Source organism: Herbaspirillum sp. (genome assembly GCF_017744395.1).
Taxonomy (GTDB): domain Bacteria; phylum Pseudomonadota; class Gammaproteobacteria; order Burkholderiales; family Burkholderiaceae_D; genus Herbaspirillum.
This window is the reverse complement of sequence record NZ_JAGIBI010000001.1, coordinates 529,978-550,626: the sequence shown is the minus strand read 5'-3', so window position 1 is coordinate 550,626 and position 20,649 is coordinate 529,978. Positions and strand designations below refer to the sequence as shown.

The following is a 20,649-nucleotide window of genomic DNA, read 5'->3' as shown; positions in this document are numbered from 1 at the left end:
CAGTGATCCTCCAGGAAGAGTTCCAGGCATGACAACCTCCCCCAATTTGCACAAGCTGTACAAACGCTCCCCGCTCACCCTTTCCGTAGCGGCCGCCGTCATCGTGCTGGCCGGCGCCGGCGGCTGGCTGCACTGGCAGCGCGCCAACGCCGCCGACAAGCAGGCGACCCCCAAGGAAGCGCCCCCGGTCGCCGTGACCTTGACCACTGTGCAAGAGCGCGACGTGCCGCTGTACCTGGCCGGCGTCGGCACCGTCACGGCCAACGCCAGCGTGACGGTCAAGGCGCGCATCGACGGCCAGTTGGAAAAGGTCGGCTTCAGCGAAGGCGAAGACGTCAAGAAGGGCCAGTTGCTGGCCCAGATCGACCCGCGCGCGCTGCAGGCGCAGCTGGCGCAGGCCGAAGCGCAGCGCGCCAAGGACGCGGCCCAGTTGGCCAACGCCCGGCTGGACTTGCAGCGCTACACCACCCTGCGCGCCCAGGACGCCGCCACCCAGCAGCAGCTCGATACGCAAAAGACCCTGGTGGCACAACTGGAAGCGGCGGTAAAGACCGATGAAGCGCAGATCAGCTACGCCAAGGTGCAACTGGGCTACACCACCATTACCGCGCCGATTTCCGGCCGCGTCGGCGCGCGCCTGGTGGATCCGGGCAACATCGTGCACGCCAGCGACGCCAACGGCCTGGTGGTGATCAACCAGATCGACCCCATCACCCTGGTCTTCACCCTGCCGGAAGAATCGGTGCCGGCCATCAACCAGGCCATGCGCGCCAACTCCGACAGCCAGCATGCGCTCAAGGTCACCGCCTATGCGCGCGAATCGGATGAACCGCTGGCCACCGGCAGGCTGATCCTGCTGGACAACCAGATCAACACCACCAACGGCACCGTGCAACTGAAAGCCCGCTTCGCCAATGCCGAGCACAAGCTGTGGCCGGGCCAGTACGTCAACGCGCGGCTGCAGATGCATGCCCACGGCAATGCCTTGACGCTGCCGGCCGCCGCCATCCAGCGCAACCAGCAAGGCACCTACGTGTATGCGGTCAACGACCAGAACCAGGCCAACATGCAGCCGGTCAAGGTGGCCCGCATCCAGGATGGCATTGCCGTTTTGGCTGACAACGGCGGCGTGGCCGCCGGCCAGCGCGTGGTGCTGGACGGCCAGTACAAGCTCAAGCCCGGCTCGCGCATCGCCGAAAGCCGGCCGCAGCAAAAGGCCGCGGCCGGCGACCAAGCGAAAGGAACCGCCAAGTGAGCGTCTCCGCCACCTTCATCAAGCGCCCGATCGGCACCACGCTGCTGGCCATCGCCATCCTGCTGGTGGGCGCGGCCGTGTGGCCGCTCCTGCCGGTGGCGCCGCTGCCGCAGGTTGACTTCCCGACCATCCAGGTCTCGGCCAGCCTGCCAGGGGGCAACCCGGAAACCATGGCCTCCAACGTGGCCCAGCCGCTGGAGCGCCAGTTCTCGCTGATCGCCGGCCTGACCCAGATGACCTCGCAAAGCTCGCTGGGCAATACGCAGATCACGCTGCAGTTCGACCTCAATCGCAACATCGACGCCGCCGCGCTGGACGTGCAGGCGGCCATCAACGCCTCGACCGGCCAGTTGCCGGCCAACCTGCCCAATCCGCCGACCTTCCGCAAGGTCAATCCGGCCGACTCGCCGATCATGATCATGTCGGTGCAGTCCGAAGCGCTGCCGCTGACGGTGGTCAACGACTACGCCGACAACATCCTGGCGCAGCAGATCTCGCAGATCTCCGGCGTGGGCCTGGTCAGCGTCAACGGCCAGCAGAAGCCGGCCGTGCGCATCCAGGTCGATCCGGCCAAGATCGCCACGCTGGGCATCAGCCTGGAAGACATCCGCGGCGTCATCGCCACCACCACCGTCAACCAGCCCAAGGGCACGGTGGACGGCACGCGCCAGAGCTTCACCGTCTACACCAACGACCAGCTGCTCAAGGCCGACCAGTGGAGCGACATGGTGCTGGCCTACCGCAACGGCGCGCCGGTCCGCGTGCGCGACATCGGCGTCGCGGTGGACGGCCCGGAAAACGCCAAGATCGCCGCCTGGGCCTTCTCGGGCGCCGCCGCCGGCAGCGACCACAGCATCACCGACGGCCGTTCCATCGTGCTGGCCATCACCAAGCAACCCGGCGCCAACGTGATCGAGACGGTCGGCCGCATCAAGGCCGCCATGCCGCGCCTGCGCGCGGCCATCCCCGCCAGCGTGCACGTCAATACCCTGATCGACCGCACCCAGACCATCCGCGCCTCGGTGGAAGACGTCGAATTCACGCTGGTGCTGACCATCGCGCTGGTGGTGATGGTGATCTTCGTGTTCCTGCGCAACGTCGCCGCCACCATCATCCCCAGCATCACCGTGCCGCTGGCCATCATGGGCACCGCCGCCGTGATGTACGTGGTCGGCTACAGCCTGGACAACCTGTCGCTGATGGCGCTGACGATTGCGGTCGGCTTCGTGGTGGACGACGCCATCGTCATGCTGGAAAACATCTACCGCTACGTGGAAGAAGGCATGCCGCCGATGGAAGCGGCGCTCAAGGGCGCCAAGGAAATCGGCTTCACCATCATCTCGATCTCGGTCTCGCTGGTGGCGGTGTTCATCCCGCTGCTGCTGATGGGCGGCATCGTCGGCCGCCTGTTCCGCGAATTCGCGGTGACGGTGACGCTGACCATCGGCGTGTCGGTGATCATCTCGCTGACCCTGACGCCGATGCTGTGCTCGCGCTTCCTCAAGAACCCTCACGATGCACTGAGCGGCAACCGCCACGGCAAGCTGTACCAATGGTTCGAGCACTGCTTCGACGCCATGCTGGCCGGCTACAAGCGCGGCCTGGACTTGGTGCTCAGGCACCAGTTCATCACGCTGATGAGCTTCATCGGCACGGTGGCGCTGACGGTGGCGATGTTCATCTTCATCCCCAAGGGCTTCTTCCCGCAGCAGGACAACGGCGTGATCATCGGCTTCGCCGAATCGGCGCAGGACACTTCCTCGGCAGCCATGCACGAGCGCCTGCTGAAAGTGGCCGATATCGTGCGCCAGGATCCGGACGTGACCGGCTTCGGCATGAGCGCGGGTTCCACCACCTTCAACACCGGCACCTTTTTCATCGCCTTGAAACCCAAGGACGAAGGCCGCACCACCAATGCCGACCAGGTGATCGCGCGCATCCGCCCCAAGGTCGCCAAGGTGCAAGGCATCAACCTGTTCATGCAGGCCAGCCAGGACATCAACGTCGGCGGCCGCCTGGCGCGCACGCAATACCAGTACACCATCACCGACACCGACCTGGACGAGCTCAACGTCTGGGCGCCGCGCATGCTGGAGCGTTTCCGCCAGTTGCCGCAACTGGCCGACGTCGCCTCCGACCAGCAGAATGCCGCCGCCACCGCGACCGTCACCATCGACCGCGCGCGCGCTTCCAGCTTCGGCATCTCGCCGGCGCTGATCGACGCCACTATCTACGACGCCATCGGCCAGCGCCAGGTGGCGCAGTACTTCACCCAGATCAACAGCTACCGCGTGGTGCTGGAGGTCACGCCCGAACTGCAGAAGGATCCGGCGCTGTTCAACAAGCTCTACCTGACCTCGCCGCTGACCGGCCAGCAGGTGCCGCTGTCGACCTTCGTCAAGGTCGACACCACCAAGACCGGCTACCTGTCGATCAGCCACCAGGGCCAGTTCCCGGCGGTGACGATCTCGTTCAACCTGGCGCCGGGCGTGTCGCTGGGCGAGGCGGTCGACCTGATCCAGAAAACCAAGGACGAGATGGGCGCGCCGCAGACCCTGGTGGGCAACTTCCAGGGCACGGCCAAGGCCTTCGGCGATTCGCTGGCGTCGCAGCCCTACCTGATCGCGGCCGCGCTGATCGCGGTCTACATCGTGCTGGGCCTGCTCTACGAGAGCTACATCCACCCGCTGACGATCCTCTCGACGCTGCCCTCGGCCGGCGTAGGGGCGCTGCTGATCCTGATGATCGGCGGCTACGACCTGTCGGTGATCGCGCTGATCGGCATCATCCTGTTGATCGGCATCGTCAAGAAGAACGGCATCATGATGATCGACTTCGCCCTCACCGCCGAACGCGAAAAGGGTCTCAAGCCCGAGGAAGCGATCTACCAGGCCTGCCTGCTGCGCTTCCGCCCCATCATGATGACCACCATGTGCGCCCTGCTCTCGGGACTGCCGCTGATGCTGGGCCAGGGCGCCGGCTCCGAGCTGCGCCGCCCGCTGGGCTACGCGATGGTGGGCGGCCTGGTGCTGTCGCAGGCGCTGACGCTGTTTTCCACGCCGGTGGTCTACCTCTACCTGGACCGCGCCCATTACTGGTACATGAACAAGAAGGAAGCGCGCGCCGCGCGCAAGGCCGCCCGTCTTGCGCAAAGCCAGGGCCAATGAATCAAGCATCAGCAGCCGAAAGGTTAAAATCCCGGCATATGGAGACCGCATGAAAATCCTGATTGTCGAAGACGAGCAAAAGATGTCCGAATACCTTTGCAAAGGCCTGGCCGAGCAAGGGTGCGCGGTCGACCTGGCGTCCAACGGCATCGACGGCCAGCACCTGGCGATCCAGCACGACTACGACGTGATCGTGCTGGACGTGATGCTGCCGGGGCTGGACGGCTTTTCGGTGCTGCGTTCGCTGCGCACGGTCAAGCAGACCCCGGTCATCATGCTGACCGCGCGCGACAGCGTGGAAGACCGCATCAAGGGCTTGCACGACGGCGCCGACGACTACCTGATCAAGCCCTTCTCCTTCCTCGAACTGCTGGCCCGCCTGCAGGCGCTCACCCGCCGCGGCCGTTCGCAGGAGCCGGCGCAGTTGCGCATCGGCGACCTGCAGATCGACCTGATCAGCCGCAAGGCCTTCCGCGGCGGCACCCGCATCGACCTGACCGCCAAGGAATTCGCGCTGCTGGCGGTGATGGCGCGCCGCCAGGGCGAGATCCTGTCCAAGACCGCCATCGCCGAACTGGTCTGGGACATGAATTTCGACAGCAACACCAACGTGGTCGAAGTCGCCATCAAGCGCCTGCGCGCCAAGATCGACATCCCCTTCGACCAGAAGCTGCTGCACACCGTGCGCGGCATGGGCTACGTGCTGGAACCGCGCGCCGCGGCCGATGCCGTGGACGATTGAAGCCAGACACATGGAGCGCCGCCCGTCCCCGCCGGACACCTCTTCCAGCCCCGCCCCCGGTCGGCTGCGGCGGTTCCTGCCGCTGCGCCAGTCGATCACGGCGCGGCTGGTGTGGATGTCGGCGGCTTCGGCGCTGTTCATCTTCGCGCTGACTGGCATCGTGCTCTATACCGTCCTCAAGGGCGAACTGCTGCGCCATGAGCGCGACGGCCTTGTCACCACCCTCAACGACATCAGCTACCAGATCTCGCGCGCCGGCAATACCGAGCGCTGGTCACGCGTGCAACTGAAACTGGCAGCGCTGTCGCAGGCCGACCAGCGGGTATCGTTCTGGATCTCCTGCGACGACGAGCGCTTCCGCTACGGCGACCTGACGCGCCTGCAGCACCTGGTGGCGGCCCCGGACAACAACACCGTCGGCATGCTGCGCCTGGCCGGCAAGGAATATCCGCTGCACACCATGACGCGCATCCTGCCGGCGTTCGAGGAACGGCCCGAGATCAGGGTGACGGTCGGCATCGATACCGAGCCGTATTTCGAAATGCGCCGCACCTTCCTGCTGGCGACCTTCACGTTTTCACTGCTGGGCATCGTGCTGGCGGTGATCTCCAGCTACTGGATCGCGCGCGCCGGGCTGGCGCCGCTGCGTCGCATGTCGGCGCGCGCGCAAAGCTTTTCACCGCGCAAGCTGTCGGCGCGCATGCCGGTCGAATCCCTGCCGGCGGAACTGTCGGTGCTGGCACTGGCCTTCAACGGCGCGCTGGAGCGCATCGAAGATACCTATACCCAGCTGGAAGCCTTCAACGCCGACGTCGCCCATGAATTGCGCACGCCGCTGGCCAACCTGATCGGCGAGACGCAGGTGGCGCTGGCGCGCGAACGCAGCGCCGGCGAGTTCAAGGGCGTGCTGCAATCCAACCTGGAAGAGCTGGACCGCATCCGCTCCATCATCAACGACATGCTGTTCCTGGCCCGCTCCGACCAGGGCGAAGCGGCCACCGCGCTGGTGCATGCGCGGGTCGCCGACGAAGTACAGAAGACGGTGGATTTTTTCGAGTTCGTGCTGGACGACGCCGGCATGAGCATCGCCGTCAGCGGCGACACCGAGGCCACCGCGATGATGGAAACCTCGCTGTTCAAGCGGGCGCTGACCAACCTGATCCAGAACGCCATCCAGCACTCGCCGGCCGGCGCCCTGATCCGGATCGACATCGCCCGGCAGGACGGCGGCGTGCGCATCGCCGTCACCAATCCCGGCCAGCCCATCGACGCGCGCCACCTGCCGCGCCTGTTCGACCGCTTCTACCGGGTCGACAGCGCGCGCCAGGATATCAACGGCAGCCACGGCCACGGCCTGGGGCTGGCCATCGTCAAGGCGGTGGCGCGCATGCATGGGGGACGCGCGTTCGCGGCCAGCGAAGGCGGTTACAACAGTATCGGATTCACCATTTCCCAAGCTTGACGCTCCCAACCGCCGTCATCCCGGCGAAGGTCAGGACGACGGCGCGTTGCTCAATATCCGCGCCGTATATCCACATTGGCCGGAATTTCCCCGCTCTGGCGATACTGCCGGATATTGCCGGCCACGATGGCCGACGCCGTCTCCCGGTTGGTCGGCGCCGAGCAATGCGGCAGCACCGTGACGTCCGGATGCGTCCATTGCCAGTTGTCGGCCGGCAGCGGTTCGACGGCGAACACATCCAGCACCGCATGGCGCAGCGCGCCCTCATCCAGCGCGGCACGCAAGGCCTGGTCGTCGATGATGGCGCCGCGCGCGAAGTTGACCAGTTGCGCCCGCGGCGGCAGCATCGCCAGCCGACGCGCGTCGAGCAGATGGCGCGTATCGGCGGTCAGCGGCAGCAGGCAGACCAGGATGTCGCTCATGGCCAGCATCTGTGCCAGCCCCTGTTCGCCGCTGAAAGTGCGCACGCCGGCCAGTTCGCGCGGGCTGCGGCTCCAGCCGCATACCTTGAAGCGCGCCTGCAGCAGCGCTTGCGCCGCCGCCTCGCCCAGCGCCCCCAGCCCCAGGATGCCGACCGTGCGCTGTTCGGGTCGCACATAGTCTTCCGACTGCCAGAGGCGCGCGCGCTGGCGCTGCGCGTAGAGCGGCATTTCGCGATGCAGATAGAGCGTCCAGGCCAATACCGCCTCGGCCATGGTGGCGGCCAGTTGAGGATCGACCAGGCGGGTCAACTGCAAGCCGCTGCCGCCGAGGTCTTCGACCAGTCGCTCGACGCCGGCCCATACGCTATGCACCCACTCCAGTCGCGGCAGGCGCTTCAATTCGGCCGGATCGGGGTTGGCGACGATGGCCAGCCTGCACTGCGCCCACTCCGCCTCGTCCAGCTCGGCAAAGTCCACGATGCGCTCCTCGGGCATCGCCGCGCGCAGCGCTTCGATCCAGGCTTGAGCTGCTGCGGCGCCGCCCTGGCTGACGAAAGGGATGGCTTCTCTCATTTGGCGTAGACCTGTTCCAGGCTGTTGAAGCCCTTGACCTCGATCGGGTTGCCGGACGGGTCCAGGAAGAACATCGTGGCCTGCTCGCCCGGTTCGCCGGCGAAACGGATCTGCGGCTCAAGCACGAACTCCACCTCGCCGCTGCCGCTCAGGCGCGATGCCAGCTGCTTCCAGTCGTCCATGGCCAGGATGATGCCCAGGTGCGGCATCGGCACCATGTGGTTGCCGACCTTGCCGGTGTTGGACACGCTGAACGGCTCGCCCAGGTGCAGCGACAGCTGGTGGCCGAAGAAGTCGATATCGACCCAGGTGTCGGTGCTGCGGCCCTCTTCGCAGCCGAGCAGGCCGCAATAGAAACGGCGCGCCTGGCCGAGGTCGCGTACATGGTAGGCCAGGTGGAAGATTGATTTCATGGGAGTCCCTCGATAGCGAATTGAATGCCGACAGGCGCTAGGATAGCCCCTGCCCATCAAAAGAGATAGCATGTAATTTTTAATCCATCCGAAAGTATTTTTTATGGACAGCCGCTATCTGAAAAGCCTGGTCGCCGTCATCGACAGCGGTTCAATCGCCGACGCTGCGCGCGCCGAAGGCTTGACGGCGGCGGCCGTCAGCCAGCGCATCCAGGCGCTGGAACGCATGCTCGGCTTCGCGCTGCTGTCGCGCGCCGGCCATGCCGCCAAGGCCACCGATGCCTGCCTGGCCTTGCTGCCGCGGGCGCGCCGCATCGTGCGCGAAGTGGCGCTGTTGGCCGGTGACGCCGATGATGCCGGGTTGACCGGCACGCTGCGCATCGGCGCCATTTCCACGGCCTTGACCGGAATGCTGCCGGCCGCCCTGCGCATGCTCACGCAACAAGCGCCCGGCCTGCGCCCGAGCATCATCCCCGGCACTTCGCGCTCGCTCTACCAGGCGCTACTGGCCGGCGAGATCGATGCCGCCATCCTGGTGGCGCCGCCGTTCGAATTGCCCAAGACCCTGAACGCGCTGACGCTGCGCCGCGAAGAGCTGGTCCTGCTGGCCCAGCGCAAGCTGCGCGGCGACGCCGCCACGCTGCTGCGCACCCAACCCTATATCCGTTACGACCCGTCGGCCTGGGGCGGACGGCCGGCCCAGCGCTATCTCGACGACCAGGGCCTGCAGCCGGCGCTGCTATGCGACCTCGACGCCCTGGAAACCATCGCCATGCTGGTGGCCGACGGCGTCGGCGTGAGTCTGGCGCCGCGCTGGAGCGGCCTGGAAAAGCTCGCCTCCGGCTGCCGCATGGAGCCGGTGGAACCGGAAGGCCATGCGCTCTACGCGCGCGACATCGTGCTGCTCACCCCGGCCCTGAGCGAACGCCCCAACATGCTGAAAATGTTGTCGCAGGCCATCCCTTCGGCCTGATTGCGCGCATGCTTGATATAGCGCAAGCACTTCGTTTTTCGGCGCTGGACGCGACCCGCTTTCCGGCCTAGGCTCAACATATGGAGTCCGGCTGCGGATTCATGTTCGAGACCATTCCGAGGAGTTGCCATGAGCTACAAATCCATCCTGGTCCATGTCGACCAGTCGCGCCACGCCGCGCAACGCATCCGCATCGCCGCCGAGCTCGCGCGCGCCCAGCAGGCGCACCTGATCGGCAGCGCCATGAGCGGCATTTCCAGCTATATCCAGATGGAAGGCGCGGCCTTCGTGGCAGCGCAGATCGACGTCTTCCGCGACCGCGCGCTGGCGGCGCTGGAGCAGTTCGACAGCATCGCCGGCAGCGTGGGTGTGTCCTCTTACGAGAAACGCTTCATCGACGATGACGCCGAAGGCGGCCTGGCGCTGCAGGCGCGCTACAGCGACCTGGTAGTGGTCAGCCAGACCGACCTCGACGAACCCGACAGCAGCCTGCTGGCCGACCTGCCCGAATACGTGATGCTCAATGCACCGCGCCCGGTGCTGGTCATCCCCAGCGCCGGCGAATTCAGCCATGTCGGCAACAATGCGCTGGTCGCCTGGGACGGCAGCATGGAAGCCACGCGGGCCATTACCGCCGCCTTGCCGCTGCTGCGCAGTGCCGGCAACGTGACCGTGGCGGTATTCGACGCCGGCAAGCGGCATGGCACGCACGGCGAACAGCCGGGCGCCGATATCGCGCTCTACCTGGCGCGCCACGGCGTGAAAGTGCAAGTCATGCAAGAGCAAAGCAACATGGATATCGGCAACACCCTGCTGTCGCTGGCGGCCGACCTCGGCTCCGACCTGCTGGTGATGGGCGGCTATGGGCATACGCGTTTTCGCGAAGTATTGCTGGGCGGCGTCACGCTGACGATCATGAGGAGCATGACCATTCCGGTGCTGATGGCGCATTGAAGCAAGCTGGGAATGGCAAAGCGAAAGGACATGCGTTGCCGCGCATGTCCTTTTTTATTGCCCATGTGGCAGCCGGCGACAATTCAAAAGCAAGCGGCGGAGTGCGGCCTCGCGGCAAGCGGCGCACACTGGGCATCTTCCGTCTCCGCCGACAAGGATATGCCATGCCCGCAACTGCCACCCTCGCCTCCGAACTCCCACTTGATGATGTTGCCGCTCCATCGCCTTTCGCCGACCTCGGCCGGCGCGTCGCTGCGCAACCGTGGGAAGAAATCTCCTCGGCGCTGCATGACGGCGGCTGCGCGCTGATCCCCGGCTTGCTCGATGCACGCGAAGCCCGGCTGCTGTCCGCCCTTTACGACGACGACGGCCTGTTCCGCTCGCGCATCGTAATGGCGCGCCACAACTTCGGCCTGGGCGAGTACCAGTACTTCCGCTACCCGCTGCCGTCACCGGTGCAGGCGCTGCGCAGCGCTTTCTATGCGCAACTGGCGCCGCTGGCCAACCATTGGAATGCCATGATGGATATCGATGTACGTTATCCGGCCACGCACGCCGGGTTCCTGCGCCGCTGCCATGATGCCGGGCAGGTGCGCCCCACGCCATTGCTGCTGCGCTACGGGAGCGGCGACTATAACTGCCTGCACCAGGACTTGTACGGGGAGCATGTGTTTCCGCTGCAAGTGGCGATCCTGCTTTCGGAACCGGGGCGCGACTTCACCGGCGGCGAATTCGTGCTGACCGAGCAACGCCCGCGCATGCAGTCGCGCCCGGAAGTGGTGCCGCTGTGTCAGGGCGACGCGGTGGCATTCGCCGTCAGCCAGCGGCCGGTGCAAGGCGTGCGCGGGCCGGGACATGTCTACCGGGTCAACCTGCGCCACGGCGTGTCGCGCTTGCGCAGCGGACAGCGGCACACGCTGGGGATCATATTCCACGATGCCGCATAGCGCGCCGTCGCGCCAACCTTCAGCGCGCTCCGGCGGACGCGGCGGTAGCCGCCAGGCGTGCGCGCTGCTGGAGGCGCGCACGGCGCTTGCGCACCCAGATCACCACGCCGGTCACCGACAGCATCGCCACCAGCGCCCCCATGAACGAGATCAGGATGCGTCCCTGCAGGCCCAGGATGCGGCCGGAATGCAAGGGGAACTGCGCCTGCAGGAAGATATCGCCGGCGCTGCCGCTGCCCGGTATGCGGCCGCCGGCATAGGCGCCGGTATCGGCGTCGAAGTACAGCCAGGCATTGCCCAGGCCGATATCGCCATGGTCGTTGCCGGGCTGGAAGAAGCCGACGCCATACACGCCGAACATCGGGGAATAGAACACCCCGCCCACCGGATCGGCCAGCCCCAGTTTCAGCCCTTCCCGCCGTCCCAGCTCGACCGCCTGCTCGCGCGAGATGCGCGGCTCGCGGGCCTTGCCGGGCGCCACCGGCGTGCGCGTATCGAACGGCCCCGGCGTCAGGCTGGAAACGGTTTGCAGGAGGGGCCGCATGACCTGCCGCTCCAGGTTCATCGATACCGACGTCACCGCCAGCACCAGCAGCAAGGCCCAGATCCATACGCCGCCCGAGCGGTGCAGGTCGAAGTTGAGCTTATGGCCGCCCTCGCGCCAGCGGAAGGCGAACGACTTGCGCCAGCTGCGCCAGTTGGGAAACGACAGGTAGAGCGCGATGAAGCAATCCAGCGCCCAGACGATGCCGATAATGCCCATGAGCCAGATGCCGGTTTCAAAACCGCCCATGTCGGGCAGGTGCATCGTGTAATGCAGCTTGTACAGGAACGGCAGCAGGTTCTCGCGCGACAGCGACACCGCGCCCCACATGCGGCGCCCCTGGATATCGGCGGTGACGGGGTCGACCGCGATCTGGTTGTAGTCCAGCGGGTATGGCTTGGCGGTGGCGGGATCGATGCGCGGCTCGACCACCATGCCGATGGTATGGCCGGGTTCGCTCTCGGCCAGCACATAGGTCACGCGCAGTTTGGGCTCCGCCTGCTCCACCAGGTTGGCCAGTTCCAGCCCGCCTTTGGGCGCGCCCGCGCCGGGCCGGCTGGCGCTGTCGGCATGGAACAGGCGCGGATTGAGCCAGGCATCCAGCTCGTGGTCCCAGGAAATGACGGCGCCGGTGGCCCCGGCGATGAAAAGAAAGACCGCGGCCGCCAGGCCGAACCAGCGGTGGAGGATGACCAGGAATGCGCGCATCAGAAGTCCACTTTGGCGCTCAAGCTGAAGGTGCGCGGATCGCCGGGCTTGATGTAGTTCTCATACTGGTATTGCCAGTAGCGCTTGTCCAGCAGGTTGTTGACGGCGGCACGGAACGTGGTGTCGTACTTGCCGATGCGGGTGGTGTAGCTGGCCCCGAGGTTGAGCAGCGTATAGCCGGCCGTCTGCAAGTCGTTGGCTGCGCGCAGCATGGTGTTGCCGGTGTACTTGGCATCGGCCATCAACTTCAGGCCGGCCAGTTGCGGCACCAGGTAGGAGACCTGGGCGGTCGCCACCATGTCCGGCGCGCCGGCCACGCGGTTGCCGTTATAGACCGCCCCCTTCTTGTACTTGGAATCGAGGAACATCAGGCTGCCGCCCAGTTGCCATTGCCGATCCAGCTTGAGCGAGCCGCCCAGCTCCAGGCCCTGGTAGTTGGACTGGCCGTCCTGCACCAGCGTATTGTTCAGCGTGTACTCGGCCGCCCGCTCGATACGGAACAGCGCGGCGGTGGCGCTCCAGTCCTGCTGGTCGGTCTTGGCGCCGAACTCGTACTGCTTGCTCTTGAGCGGCTTGAGCTGCTGGCCGTAGTTGGTCTGCCCGATCTGGGGCACGCCGCCCTGCTCCAGCGATTCGACATAGCTGCCGTAGACCGTGGTGTTGGGTTCGGGCTTGAACATCAGGGCCAGCGTCGGGGTCAGCGCCGACTGGTCATAGCGGGAGGTACGGGCGCCGGTCGTATCGAAGCCGTCTTGCCGGAACTGGTTGTAGCGCGCGCCTGCCAGCAGCGACCAATGCTCGGAGAATTTCAGGGTATCGCTGGCGAACACCGCCTGCTGGGTGATGATGCCGGCGTGGTAGGTCTGCAGGTCGGTCGAACTGTCATGCGAATTGGTGTTTTGCGTGTACAGGTTGCCGCTGCCGATCTGCTGGTAGTACTGGGCGACCGAATAATCGTTGACCTGCTTCTGCCAGGAGGCGCCCAGCACCAGTTGGTGCTCCAGGAAGCCGGTCCTGGCATTGCCTTCCAGCATGGCCTGCCACTGGTCGAACACATGCCCCTCGCGCGAATCCGAACGCCAGTCTGCGTAATTGCCGGCGGTATCGGTCAGGGTGGCGATGCCTTCGTTGCGGAAGCGCTTGGATGTGCTGTGGCTATAGCTCAGGTTGGCCTTCCAGTCCGGCGTGATGCGGTAGCTCAGGCCGGTCTGGTACAACTGGAAATTGGTATCCAGATGCTGGCCGCCGCCGACCAGGGTTCGGTTGCCGCCGCTGACCACGGCCGGCAGGCTGCCGCCGGCCAGGCCGGTGGTGACGATCGACGGCGTCTGGTCCGTCGAATTGCTGTTCTGCCAGATCGCCTGGAAATCCCAGGTCAGGTCGCGCGTCAGGCGCGCATCCAGCGCCAGCGATACCGCGTCGCGCTTGATGCGGCCCTGGTTGAAGGTCTCCCCCTGGTCATGCGTGGCGTTGAGGCGATAGCCGAACATCCCGTCGTTGCCGAAGCGTCCGCCCAGGTCGACGCTTTCGCTCAAGATACCGTTGCTGGTATAGCCGACGCCGACGCTGCGCACCGGCGTGTCGGTCGGTTTCTTGCTGACGTAGTTGATCAGGCCGCCGGGCGTGCCAAAGCCGTACATGAAGCCGGACGAGCCCTTGAGCAGGTCGATGCGCTCGAAGTGGCCGTAAGGCAGCGTGATGCCGTAGCTGAGGAAAGGCTTGCCGTCGATGCGGAAGGAGTTTTGCCAATCCGCGGGCAGGCCGCGGATGGTGATGTAGGACGCCCAGGCACTGTAGCCGCCACTGTTGTCGCTGACGGATGCGTCGCCGAAGAACACGTCGCCCAGCTTCAATACCTGCCGGTCTTCCAATTCACCGGCGGTGACGCTGGTCACCGAAAACGGCGTTTCCAGGATTGAGCGCGAACCCAGCGCCCCGCTGCCGGATTGGGTTTGCAGGTGCTGCTTGCCTTCGCCGCTGCCGGTGACGGTCACGGTGGGCAAGTTGTCCCCTTGCGGATCTGCTGCCGTTCCGGCGGACTGGGCCGCGGCGGGGGTGGCGGCCAATGCCGGCACACCCGCCAGCGTCATGTAGACAAGCGCCTTGCGCAGCGCGCGGATCATGGCGCGCGGCTGCGCCGGAATCGGGTTGTGGCGTTTCAAGTTTTGCCTTTCAAACAATAAATACAAATGTAAATAGTAACGATTCGTATTTATTTTATTAAAAAGCGCTGAAAAAGGAAACAAAACTTACAAGTCTTGATCGCGCAGCAAGCACTGCCCTGCTCCCTTCGGAGAGACTCCTGGCGCGCGGCGGCAAGGCGGGGATGGAAGTGTGAACGGGAAGGAGATCAGGCCGCGGCCGCGATCTTCCCGAGGATGTCCTGCAGTTGGGCGATGTCGTAAGGCTTGGGCAAGGAGTGGGAGGCGAAACCGGCATTGCGCGCCACCATCTCGCCGTAGCCTGAAGCGAAGATGATGGACATGCCGGGGAAGCGCGACAGCGTATTCCTGGCCAGGTCCACGCCCGACATGCCCGGCAGGTTGACGTCGGTAAACAGCACATCGAACGCCTGATCCCCCAGCGCCTGTTGCGCCTCTTCCCCGGAGGCCACGCCATGCGCTTCATGGCCAAGCGTTTCCAGCAATTCGCAGATCAGCTCTTGCGAATCGATATTGTCTTCCACCACCAGCAAGCGTAAGCGCTGCTGGCGCTCGGCCACCGGCAAAATGTGGATAGTGGCGGTGCCCGGCATTTCTTGCGTGGCATTGCCGCCCTGCGCCAGCTGCGGGCGCCGCCCCTGCCGCGCGAGCATGTGGCGCATGCGCCTCGCCAACTGGCTGATGCGGTAAGGCTTGGACAGCAATTCGACCCCGGTATCCAGCCGCCCTTCATGCACGATGGCATCGCGCGGATAGCCTGATGTGAACAATATCTCCACGCCTGGCAGCAACTGGCGGGCGTGGCGCGCCAGTTCAGTCGCGGGTACGCTGCCCGGCATCACCACATCGGTAAACAACATGTCGATGGCGACGCCGCTGCGCACGATGGCCAGCGCGCGTTCGCCGTTTTCGGCCGTGAGCACGCGATAGCCCAGCGAAGACAGCGTATCGGTCACGGTCAGCCGCAGGCCGGGATCGTCTTCCACCACCAGGATGGTCTCGCTGCCGCCGAGCATTTCCATTTCATGGCGCTCCTCGATGGCGGCTTCGTCCTCGTGGGAGCGCGGGAAATAAATGCGGATCGTGGTACCGCTGCCCACCTCGCTCTGGATGCTGATATGGCCCTTGCTCTGCTTGACGAAACCGTAGGCCATCGACAATCCGAGTCCGCTGCCCTCGCCTTCCTTCTTGGTGGTGAAGAAAGGCTCGAAGGCGCGCTCGCGCACCTCCGGCGGCATGCCGCAACCATTGTCGGAAATCGACAACTCCACATAGTCGCCCGGCGCCAGGTCGGCTTGCGACAGGAAATCCGGATCGGACAATTCCGCGTTTCCGATCTGCAGCGTAAGGCGGCCGCCGTTCGGCATGGCGTCGCGCGCATTGATGGCGGTGTTGATAATCAGGTTCTCGACCTGGTTGGGATCGATCATGGTGTTCCACAGGCCGCTTGCGATGGCCGTCGATATCTCGACGGTTTCGCCCACTGCGCGACGCAGCAGGTCATCCATGTTGCGCAATATGCGCGCCAGGTTGATGCTGCGCGGCTGCAGCGGCTGCCGGCGCGCGAACGCCAGCAACTGCGACGACAGCTTGGCGCCGCGGTCGACGGCGTCGATGGCGATTTTCACGCGATGCCGGCTCCGCTCTTCCAGCTCTGGAGCCGACTGCATCAATTGCAGGTTGCCGCCGATGATCTGCAGCACATTGTTGAAGTCGTGCGCCACGCCGCCGGTGAGCTGCCCCACCGCTTCCATCTTCTGCATCTGGCTCAATACGGCCTCGGCCCGGCTGCGCTCCAGGATTTCCTCGGCCACGCGCTGCTCCAGCGTATCGTTGAGTTCGCGCAGCGCTTCTTCGGCACGGCGGCGTTCGGTGATGTCGGTGGATACCGCCATCATCGCCTGCGGCCGCCCTTGCGCGTCGACGATGCGGCTGATGTTGCTCGACACCCAGAACGACGAGCCGTCCGGCCGCAAGTAGCGCTTTTCCAGCGTGAAGGATTTTCCGTTCTCGATACAGCGGTTGAACATCGACATGTTGGCCGGAACATCGTCGGGATGCGTTACGTCTGCCAGCGTCATCTGCAGCAACGCCTCCTCGCTGCGGCCAAGCATGCGGCACAAGGCGTCGTTGACGCGCAGATAGTTCCCCTGCAGGTCGAGTTCGGAAAAGCATACCGAGGCCTGATTGAAAATCGCGGTCAGGCGGCTCTCGCTCGACAGCAGCGCCTGCATGCCGCGGCGGCGTTCGGTGAGGTCGGAACAAGTGCACAGCACGCCTTCGACGCCGGCGCCGTCGGCGGAAAACACCGGCACATAGGACAAGTCGAACCAAGCGTCGATCGCATCCGCATGCTGCTCTTTCAGCGTTTGCGCGCGGCCGGCGAAGCAGGCTTCGATCGCCGCCAGATGCGCCGCACGGATCTCCGGCCAGAACGGCACATCGATCAGGCGCGCGCCGAATACGCCGGGATGCTGGCGTCCGATACAGGCCGCGAAGGCATCATTGTAGAAAATATTGCGGGCACCGCCCCAGACCAGCAGGACCGGCGACGGCGAATGCAGCGCGATGTTGAGGGAAGTACGAAACGGCACCGGCCAATGTTCCGGCTCGCCCAGTGCGCTACTTTTCCAGTCGAACGCGGAAACGCTCCTGCCGGTCTGACCGCCACCGCGCAACCAAGAAATTTCTGTCATGTCGTGAAAGCGTGCAAGCCTGTTGCCGCCTGAGTATGCCGGCTTCGGCGCCGCTCCTCAGGCCTGGGCTCATCTGATATCGGCCCGGTTATTTATATGAGAATGCCAAGTGCGGCATCTGCAGGCGCGCGTCAGCGCACCTTCTTTTTTTGCGCGCGCTCTTCCCGCAAGATGCGGTTGAGTTCGGCCAATTCATTGACGGCTTCAGGCGTCAGGATCACCGGTTCGTTGGCGTGGTAGGCGCGCCCGCCCAAACGCCCGTTCATGCCGATATAGGCACGCGCGCATTGGCGGCGGTAAGCCAGGATATCTTCCTCGCTGTGCAATGGCTGGCCGGATGAATCGCGCGGTGTATCGGCCAGCGCGCTGCGGACTTCCCGGGCGTCCTCTTCGCACTCGTCCGCCGGTTTCGGCGGCTCGGCGGCATGGCTTCCGATATGGTTCCGGTATGCGTCCCAATCGCCTTGCTGGATGGCGATGTTCTTGTCGGTCGAATGAGCAGAATCGGACTTGTCCATGACACTTCCCCTGTCAAATTTCCAGAGCTGGCAATACCTGTTCACTGCGTTTTCCAAGACGCAATCCCGCTTCGCGGCGGCGCACTGCGGCCTGCGCCTCCTGTGGCTGGCGAAGCGTGCCGGGCTTGCGAAAACGCGATCGCTTCTTCCTTGCATTTCATCGGCGGCATGGCCTTTCACACCTTGCCGCCCAAGTGAAAACACATTCGATTTCCACAACCACCGGCCAATTCATTTTAGCCAAACTCTGCCGGTCCGGATGACTTTGTTTGTGAAAAATAAGGGCCGGTATTTCCCATGGACATCATTGCCGCAATCGCATGCACAACAATGGAACATGGCGTACCGCGCCGCTTCTTGAGCGGCCTTGCGATCATACGCGGCGGCAATGCTGAGCCGTATCGGACGCCGCCGTATTTGCTTGTAGGACAAACCGGAAATTGTCGCGCGCAAGCGATACTGCCCGGATCGGCAACGTCGAAGTCTATTGTGTGTGGCTTGTGCGCGGCGCTTGATTTGTCATCCGGAAATATCCGGATGACAAGCCGGCTCAGGCGGCCTTCCTGGCCTGCAAACCGCCGTTGCGATTGTAGTTGCGGAAACGGCGTATCAAGGCATTGGTGGAGCTGTCATGGCGCAGCGGCTGGCTGTGGTCCAGCAATTGCGATGCGGTGCGCTTGGCCAGCGCCTTGCCCAGTTCGACTCCCCATTGGTCGAAGGAATCGATATTCCATATCGCCCCCTGGGTGAATACGCTGTGCTCGTACAAGGCCACCAGCGTACCCAGGCTGTAAGGCGTGAGCTTGTCGAGCAGCATGCTGTTGCTGGGACGGTTGCCGTCGAATACGCGATGCGGCACCAGCGCTTCGGCCGTGCCCTCGTCGCGCACCTGGGCCGCGCTCTTGCCGAAGGCCAGGGCCTCGGACTGCGCGAACATATTGGCCATCAGCAGTTCATGCTGGTCGCCGCTCTGTTCCAGCGGCTTGCAAAAGCCGATGAAGTCGCATGGCACCAGTTGGGTGCCCTGGTGCAGCATCTGGTAGAACGAATGCTGGCCGTTGATGCCGTTGTCGCCCCAGTAGACCGGCGAGGTCCGGTAATTGACGGCCTCGCCGTTGACGGTGATGTGCTTGCCGTTGCTTTCCATCGCCAGTTGCTGCAGGTAGGCCGGCATGCGCTTGAGGTACTGGCTGTACGGCAGCACCGCCTGGGTCGCCGCATCGAAAAAGTTGGCGTACCAGATCGCGAGCATGCCCAGGATCACCGGCAGGTTCTTCTCCGGCGCGGCGGTGCGGAAATGCTCGTCCATGTCATGCATGCCCCGCAGCAGTTGGCGGAAATTTTCCGGTCCGACGGCGATCATGGTCGACAGGCCGATGGCGCTGGCCATCGAATAGCGGCCGCCCACCCAATCCCAAAAACCGAAGGTGTTCTCCGGATCGATGCCGAAGCGCTCGGCTTCCCGGATGTTGGTGGTCACGCCGGCGAAGTGGCGCGACACCGCCCGCTCGTCGCCCAGTTGCGCAACCAGCCAATCGCGCGCGGCATGGGCATTGGTGATGGTTTCCAGCGTGGTGAAGGTTTTGGAGCAGACGATGAACAGCGTCTGTTCGGCCGGCAGCGCGCGCACGGTTTCCTGCAGCGCGGCGCCGTCCACGTCGGACAGGAAATGCATGCCGATATCGCGCTTGCCGTAGTGGCGCAAGGCCTCATACGCCATCATCGGGCCGAGGTCGGAACCGCCGATGCCGATATTGACCACGTGCCGGATCGGGCGGCCGGTATATCCCAGCCACTGGCCTGAACGCACCTGGTCCGCGAAATGCGCCATGCGGCCCAGCACTTCCTGCACCTGCGCCACCACGTCCTGGCCATCGACCACCAGGCGCGTGCCGGCCGGCTTGCGCAAGGCGGTATGCAATACCGGTCGCCCTTCGGTGTGGTTGATCCTGTCGCCGCGGAACATGGCATCGATGCGCTCTTGCAAGCTGCACTGCCGGGCCAGCTGCATCAGCAGCTTCATGGTCTCGGCGGTGGCCAGGTTCTTGGAGTAATCGAGATAGATGCCGACGCCTTCGACGGCCATGCTCTCGCCGCGTTTGCCGTCTATGGCGAACAGGCGTTCCAGCCGGAAGTGGCGTGCGCGGTTGCGGTAATGTTCATCGAGCGCGATCCAGGCGCTTTTTTCGGTCAGCGGCTCGCGCCGCGCATGGAGGAAGAGAGGCAATTGGATGTCGCTGGCGGGCAAAGACGTCATTGGTCCGGCTCCTTGTTCCTGGGGGATTGGGCGGGGTGGGCGTGGCAGCCTGGTGAAGGCAACGCACCGATATCGCCAAATGCGGCCTGGATAAGCCTCAGGGCCTTACCCTGCCGCATACAGGGCAGGATCACAGGGTAACGAGGCGACTTGCGCCATGCGATAGGACTGCTCCGCTTTTCCCTGTAGGAAAAATGGAAACCGCCGCCGCGACATCGCGCAGCGGCGAATGGGATGTATCGGGTGAAAATGAAATTGCCCGCATCACCATGCCCCGATGGCTTTGCAGGCAAGAAGGCGCCGAAAGAAAACTGCGCCTCAGATGGCCGGGACGAAACATCCCGGATCAAGGAGTCTCAATCCATTTCCCGATGCCGCGAACGGTGGTCGGCGCCCCGCATCCTGAAGAAGGCGTTGTGCAGCCACAGGCGATAGACCAGATAGGCCGCGAACACGCCGCCGGCGATCACGACATAAAGCGCGTACCAGCTCAATATGAGCGCTCCATACGACAAGATCTGATCCAGGATTCCCATCTCGACATTCCCTCGCTGACTTCATCCGGCCCGGTCGCCAGGCAGATGCTCCGAATGCGCTGCTTGCGATGGGCACATGCCATGCATGCCACAGCCAAGCTTGTTCGTCATTCGCCGGCGCGGCGAAGCATCGGGATCGGACCAAATTGCTGCACCGGACCTGCTGCCACTCCAGCCTTGCCGTTCACGGGCAATCCCGCACGGCTGCTGGATTCAAGTTCATCTTGCTCTTGCCATTTTTCGATGTAAAGCGGCACTTGTTTCGCACAGCAGCAATTTCCTCCCGCCACCAACCGACGGCCATCTGGCATGGCTTGCCG

At 64.5% G+C, this 20,649-nt stretch carries 17 protein-coding genes; 8 read left to right on the top strand and 9 right to left on the bottom strand.

Features of this window, described 5'->3' with window-relative positions:
• Nucleotides 1-28: 28 nt before the first annotated feature.
• From J7548_RS02530 to J7548_RS02515, 4 genes are read left to right on the top strand one after another with little or no spacing between them, the layout of a single operon-like run.
• Complete coding sequence (locus tag J7548_RS02530) at nt 29-1,255, top strand: efflux RND transporter periplasmic adaptor subunit (RefSeq protein ID WP_290969896.1); 1,227 nt, start codon at nt 29-31, stop codon at nt 1,253-1,255.
• Complete coding sequence (locus J7548_RS02525) at nt 1,252-4,422, top strand: efflux RND transporter permease subunit (protein ID WP_290969893.1); 3,171 nt, start codon at nt 1,252-1,254, stop codon at nt 4,420-4,422. The genes J7548_RS02530 and J7548_RS02525 overlap by 4 nt, the downstream gene beginning before the upstream one ends.
• 49 nt (nt 4,423-4,471) lie before the next feature.
• The gene (locus tag J7548_RS02520; RefSeq protein ID WP_290969890.1) at nt 4,472-5,164 is read left to right on the top strand and encodes a heavy metal response regulator transcription factor; all 693 of its coding nucleotides are present in this window, start codon (nt 4,472-4,474) and stop codon (nt 5,162-5,164) included.
• Nucleotides 5,165-5,174: 10 nt separating this feature from the next.
• Nucleotides 5,175-6,626 carry a heavy metal sensor histidine kinase gene (locus tag J7548_RS02515; RefSeq protein WP_290969888.1) on the top strand — a complete coding sequence of 484 codons (1,452 nt, stop codon included), beginning with the start codon at nt 5,175-5,177 and terminating at the stop codon, nt 6,624-6,626.
• Nucleotides 6,627-6,676: 50 nt separating this feature from the next.
• Here J7548_RS02515 and J7548_RS02510 read toward each other — a convergent pair whose 3' ends face one another.
• Nucleotides 6,677-7,621 carry a glyoxylate/hydroxypyruvate reductase A gene (locus tag J7548_RS02510; protein WP_290969886.1) on the bottom strand — a complete coding sequence of 315 codons (945 nt, stop codon included), beginning with the start codon at nt 7,619-7,621 and terminating at the stop codon, nt 6,677-6,679.
• A complete protein-coding gene (locus J7548_RS02505) occupies nt 7,618-8,034 on the bottom strand; it encodes a VOC family protein (RefSeq protein WP_290969883.1) in 417 nt (138 codons plus the stop codon). Before J7548_RS02505 ends, J7548_RS02510 begins: the two co-directional genes overlap by 4 nt.
• Before the next feature lie 103 nt (nt 8,035-8,137).
• On the opposite strand from J7548_RS02505, the gene J7548_RS02500 reads away from it, so the two are divergent.
• From J7548_RS02500 to J7548_RS02490, 3 genes are all read left to right on the top strand, one after another.
• The gene (locus J7548_RS02500) at nt 8,138-9,007 is read left to right on the top strand and encodes a LysR substrate-binding domain-containing protein (protein WP_290969880.1); all 870 of its coding nucleotides are present in this window, start codon (nt 8,138-8,140) and stop codon (nt 9,005-9,007) included.
• 129 nt (nt 9,008-9,136) lie between these two features.
• On the top strand, nt 9,137-9,961 hold the full coding sequence (locus J7548_RS02495) for a universal stress protein (protein ID WP_290969877.1): 825 nt from the start codon (nt 9,137-9,139) through the stop codon (nt 9,959-9,961).
• A gap of 164 nt (nt 9,962-10,125) precedes the next feature.
• Nucleotides 10,126-10,908 (top strand): 2OG-Fe(II) oxygenase, encoded by a 783-nt coding sequence (locus J7548_RS02490; protein WP_290969874.1) that lies wholly within the window; start codon nt 10,126-10,128, stop codon nt 10,906-10,908.
• Nucleotides 10,909-10,927: 19 nt separating this feature from the next.
• Here the strand turns inward: J7548_RS02490 and J7548_RS02485 are convergent, their stop codons facing one another.
• The 4 genes from J7548_RS02485 to J7548_RS02470 form a co-directional block, all read right to left on the bottom strand.
• A complete protein-coding gene (locus tag J7548_RS02485) occupies nt 10,928-12,160 on the bottom strand; it encodes a PepSY-associated TM helix domain-containing protein (protein ID WP_290969871.1) in 1,233 nt (410 codons plus the stop codon).
• The gene (locus J7548_RS02480) at nt 12,160-14,322 is read right to left on the bottom strand and encodes a TonB-dependent receptor (protein WP_366004697.1); all 2,163 of its coding nucleotides are present in this window, start codon (nt 14,320-14,322) and stop codon (nt 12,160-12,162) included. The genes J7548_RS02485 and J7548_RS02480 overlap by 1 nt, the downstream gene beginning before the upstream one ends.
• 188 nt (nt 14,323-14,510) lie before the next feature.
• Complete coding sequence (locus J7548_RS02475) at nt 14,511-17,018, bottom strand: PAS domain S-box protein (RefSeq protein WP_290969868.1); 2,508 nt, start codon at nt 17,016-17,018, stop codon at nt 14,511-14,513.
• A gap of 131 nt (nt 17,019-17,149) precedes the next feature.
• Nucleotides 17,150-17,536 carry a hypothetical protein gene (locus J7548_RS02470; RefSeq protein WP_290969865.1) on the bottom strand — a complete coding sequence of 129 codons (387 nt, stop codon included), beginning with the start codon at nt 17,534-17,536 and terminating at the stop codon, nt 17,150-17,152.
• On the opposite strand from J7548_RS02470, the gene J7548_RS02465 reads away from it, so the two are divergent.
• Nucleotides 17,535-17,897, top strand: coding sequence for a hypothetical protein (locus tag J7548_RS02465; RefSeq protein WP_290969863.1), 363 nt, complete (start codon nt 17,535-17,537; stop codon nt 17,895-17,897). The genes J7548_RS02470 and J7548_RS02465 overlap by 2 nt on opposite strands.
• A 189-nt stretch (nt 17,898-18,086) precedes the next feature.
• Here the strand turns inward: J7548_RS02465 and pgi are convergent, their stop codons facing one another.
• From pgi to J7548_RS02450, 3 genes are all read right to left on the bottom strand, one after another.
• Nucleotides 18,087-19,793, bottom strand: coding sequence for a glucose-6-phosphate isomerase (gene pgi / locus J7548_RS02460; protein WP_290969862.1), 1,707 nt, complete (start codon nt 19,791-19,793; stop codon nt 18,087-18,089).
• A 356-nt stretch (nt 19,794-20,149) separates the two neighbouring features.
• Complete coding sequence (locus J7548_RS02455) at nt 20,150-20,329, bottom strand: hypothetical protein (protein ID WP_290969859.1); 180 nt, start codon at nt 20,327-20,329, stop codon at nt 20,150-20,152.
• Between the two features lie 107 nt (nt 20,330-20,436).
• A complete protein-coding gene (locus J7548_RS02450) occupies nt 20,437-20,640 on the bottom strand; it encodes a hypothetical protein (protein WP_290969856.1) in 204 nt (67 codons plus the stop codon).
• Nucleotides 20,641-20,649 lie beyond the last annotated feature (9 nt).

Bases quoted from the DNA above. Each gene is read 5' to 3' on its own strand.
- J7548_RS02520 (WP_290969890.1), top strand. From the start codon at position 4,472: ATGAAAATCCTGATTGTCGAAGACGAGCAAAAGATGTCCGAATACCTT.
- J7548_RS02450 (WP_290969856.1), bottom strand. From the start codon at position 20,640: ATGCCAGATGGCCGTCGGTTGGTGGCGGGAGGAAATTGCTGCTGTGCG.
- J7548_RS02500 (WP_290969880.1), top strand. From the start codon at position 8,138: ATGGACAGCCGCTATCTGAAAAGCCTGGTCGCCGTCATCGACAGCGGT.
- J7548_RS02475 (WP_290969868.1), bottom strand. From the start codon at position 17,018: ATGACAGAAATTTCTTGGTTGCGCGGTGGCGGTCAGACCGGCAGGAGC.
- J7548_RS02495 (WP_290969877.1), top strand. From the start codon at position 9,137: ATGAGCTACAAATCCATCCTGGTCCATGTCGACCAGTCGCGCCACGCC.
- J7548_RS02515 (WP_290969888.1), top strand. From the start codon at position 5,175: ATGGAGCGCCGCCCGTCCCCGCCGGACACCTCTTCCAGCCCCGCCCCC.
- J7548_RS02470 (WP_290969865.1), bottom strand. From the start codon at position 17,536: ATGGACAAGTCCGATTCTGCTCATTCGACCGACAAGAACATCGCCATC.
- J7548_RS02465 (WP_290969863.1), top strand. From the start codon at position 17,535: ATGACACTTCCCCTGTCAAATTTCCAGAGCTGGCAATACCTGTTCACT.
- J7548_RS02485 (WP_290969871.1), bottom strand. From the start codon at position 12,160: ATGCGCGCATTCCTGGTCATCCTCCACCGCTGGTTCGGCCTGGCGGCC.
- J7548_RS02490 (WP_290969874.1), top strand. From the start codon at position 10,126: ATGCCCGCAACTGCCACCCTCGCCTCCGAACTCCCACTTGATGATGTT.
- J7548_RS02510 (WP_290969886.1), bottom strand. From the start codon at position 7,621: ATGAGAGAAGCCATCCCTTTCGTCAGCCAGGGCGGCGCCGCAGCAGCT.
- pgi (WP_290969862.1), bottom strand. From the start codon at position 19,793: ATGACGTCTTTGCCCGCCAGCGACATCCAATTGCCTCTCTTCCTCCAT.
- J7548_RS02530 (WP_290969896.1), top strand. From the start codon at position 29: ATGACAACCTCCCCCAATTTGCACAAGCTGTACAAACGCTCCCCGCTC.
- J7548_RS02455 (WP_290969859.1), bottom strand. From the start codon at position 20,329: ATGGGAATCCTGGATCAGATCTTGTCGTATGGAGCGCTCATATTGAGC.
- J7548_RS02505 (WP_290969883.1), bottom strand. From the start codon at position 8,034: ATGAAATCAATCTTCCACCTGGCCTACCATGTACGCGACCTCGGCCAG.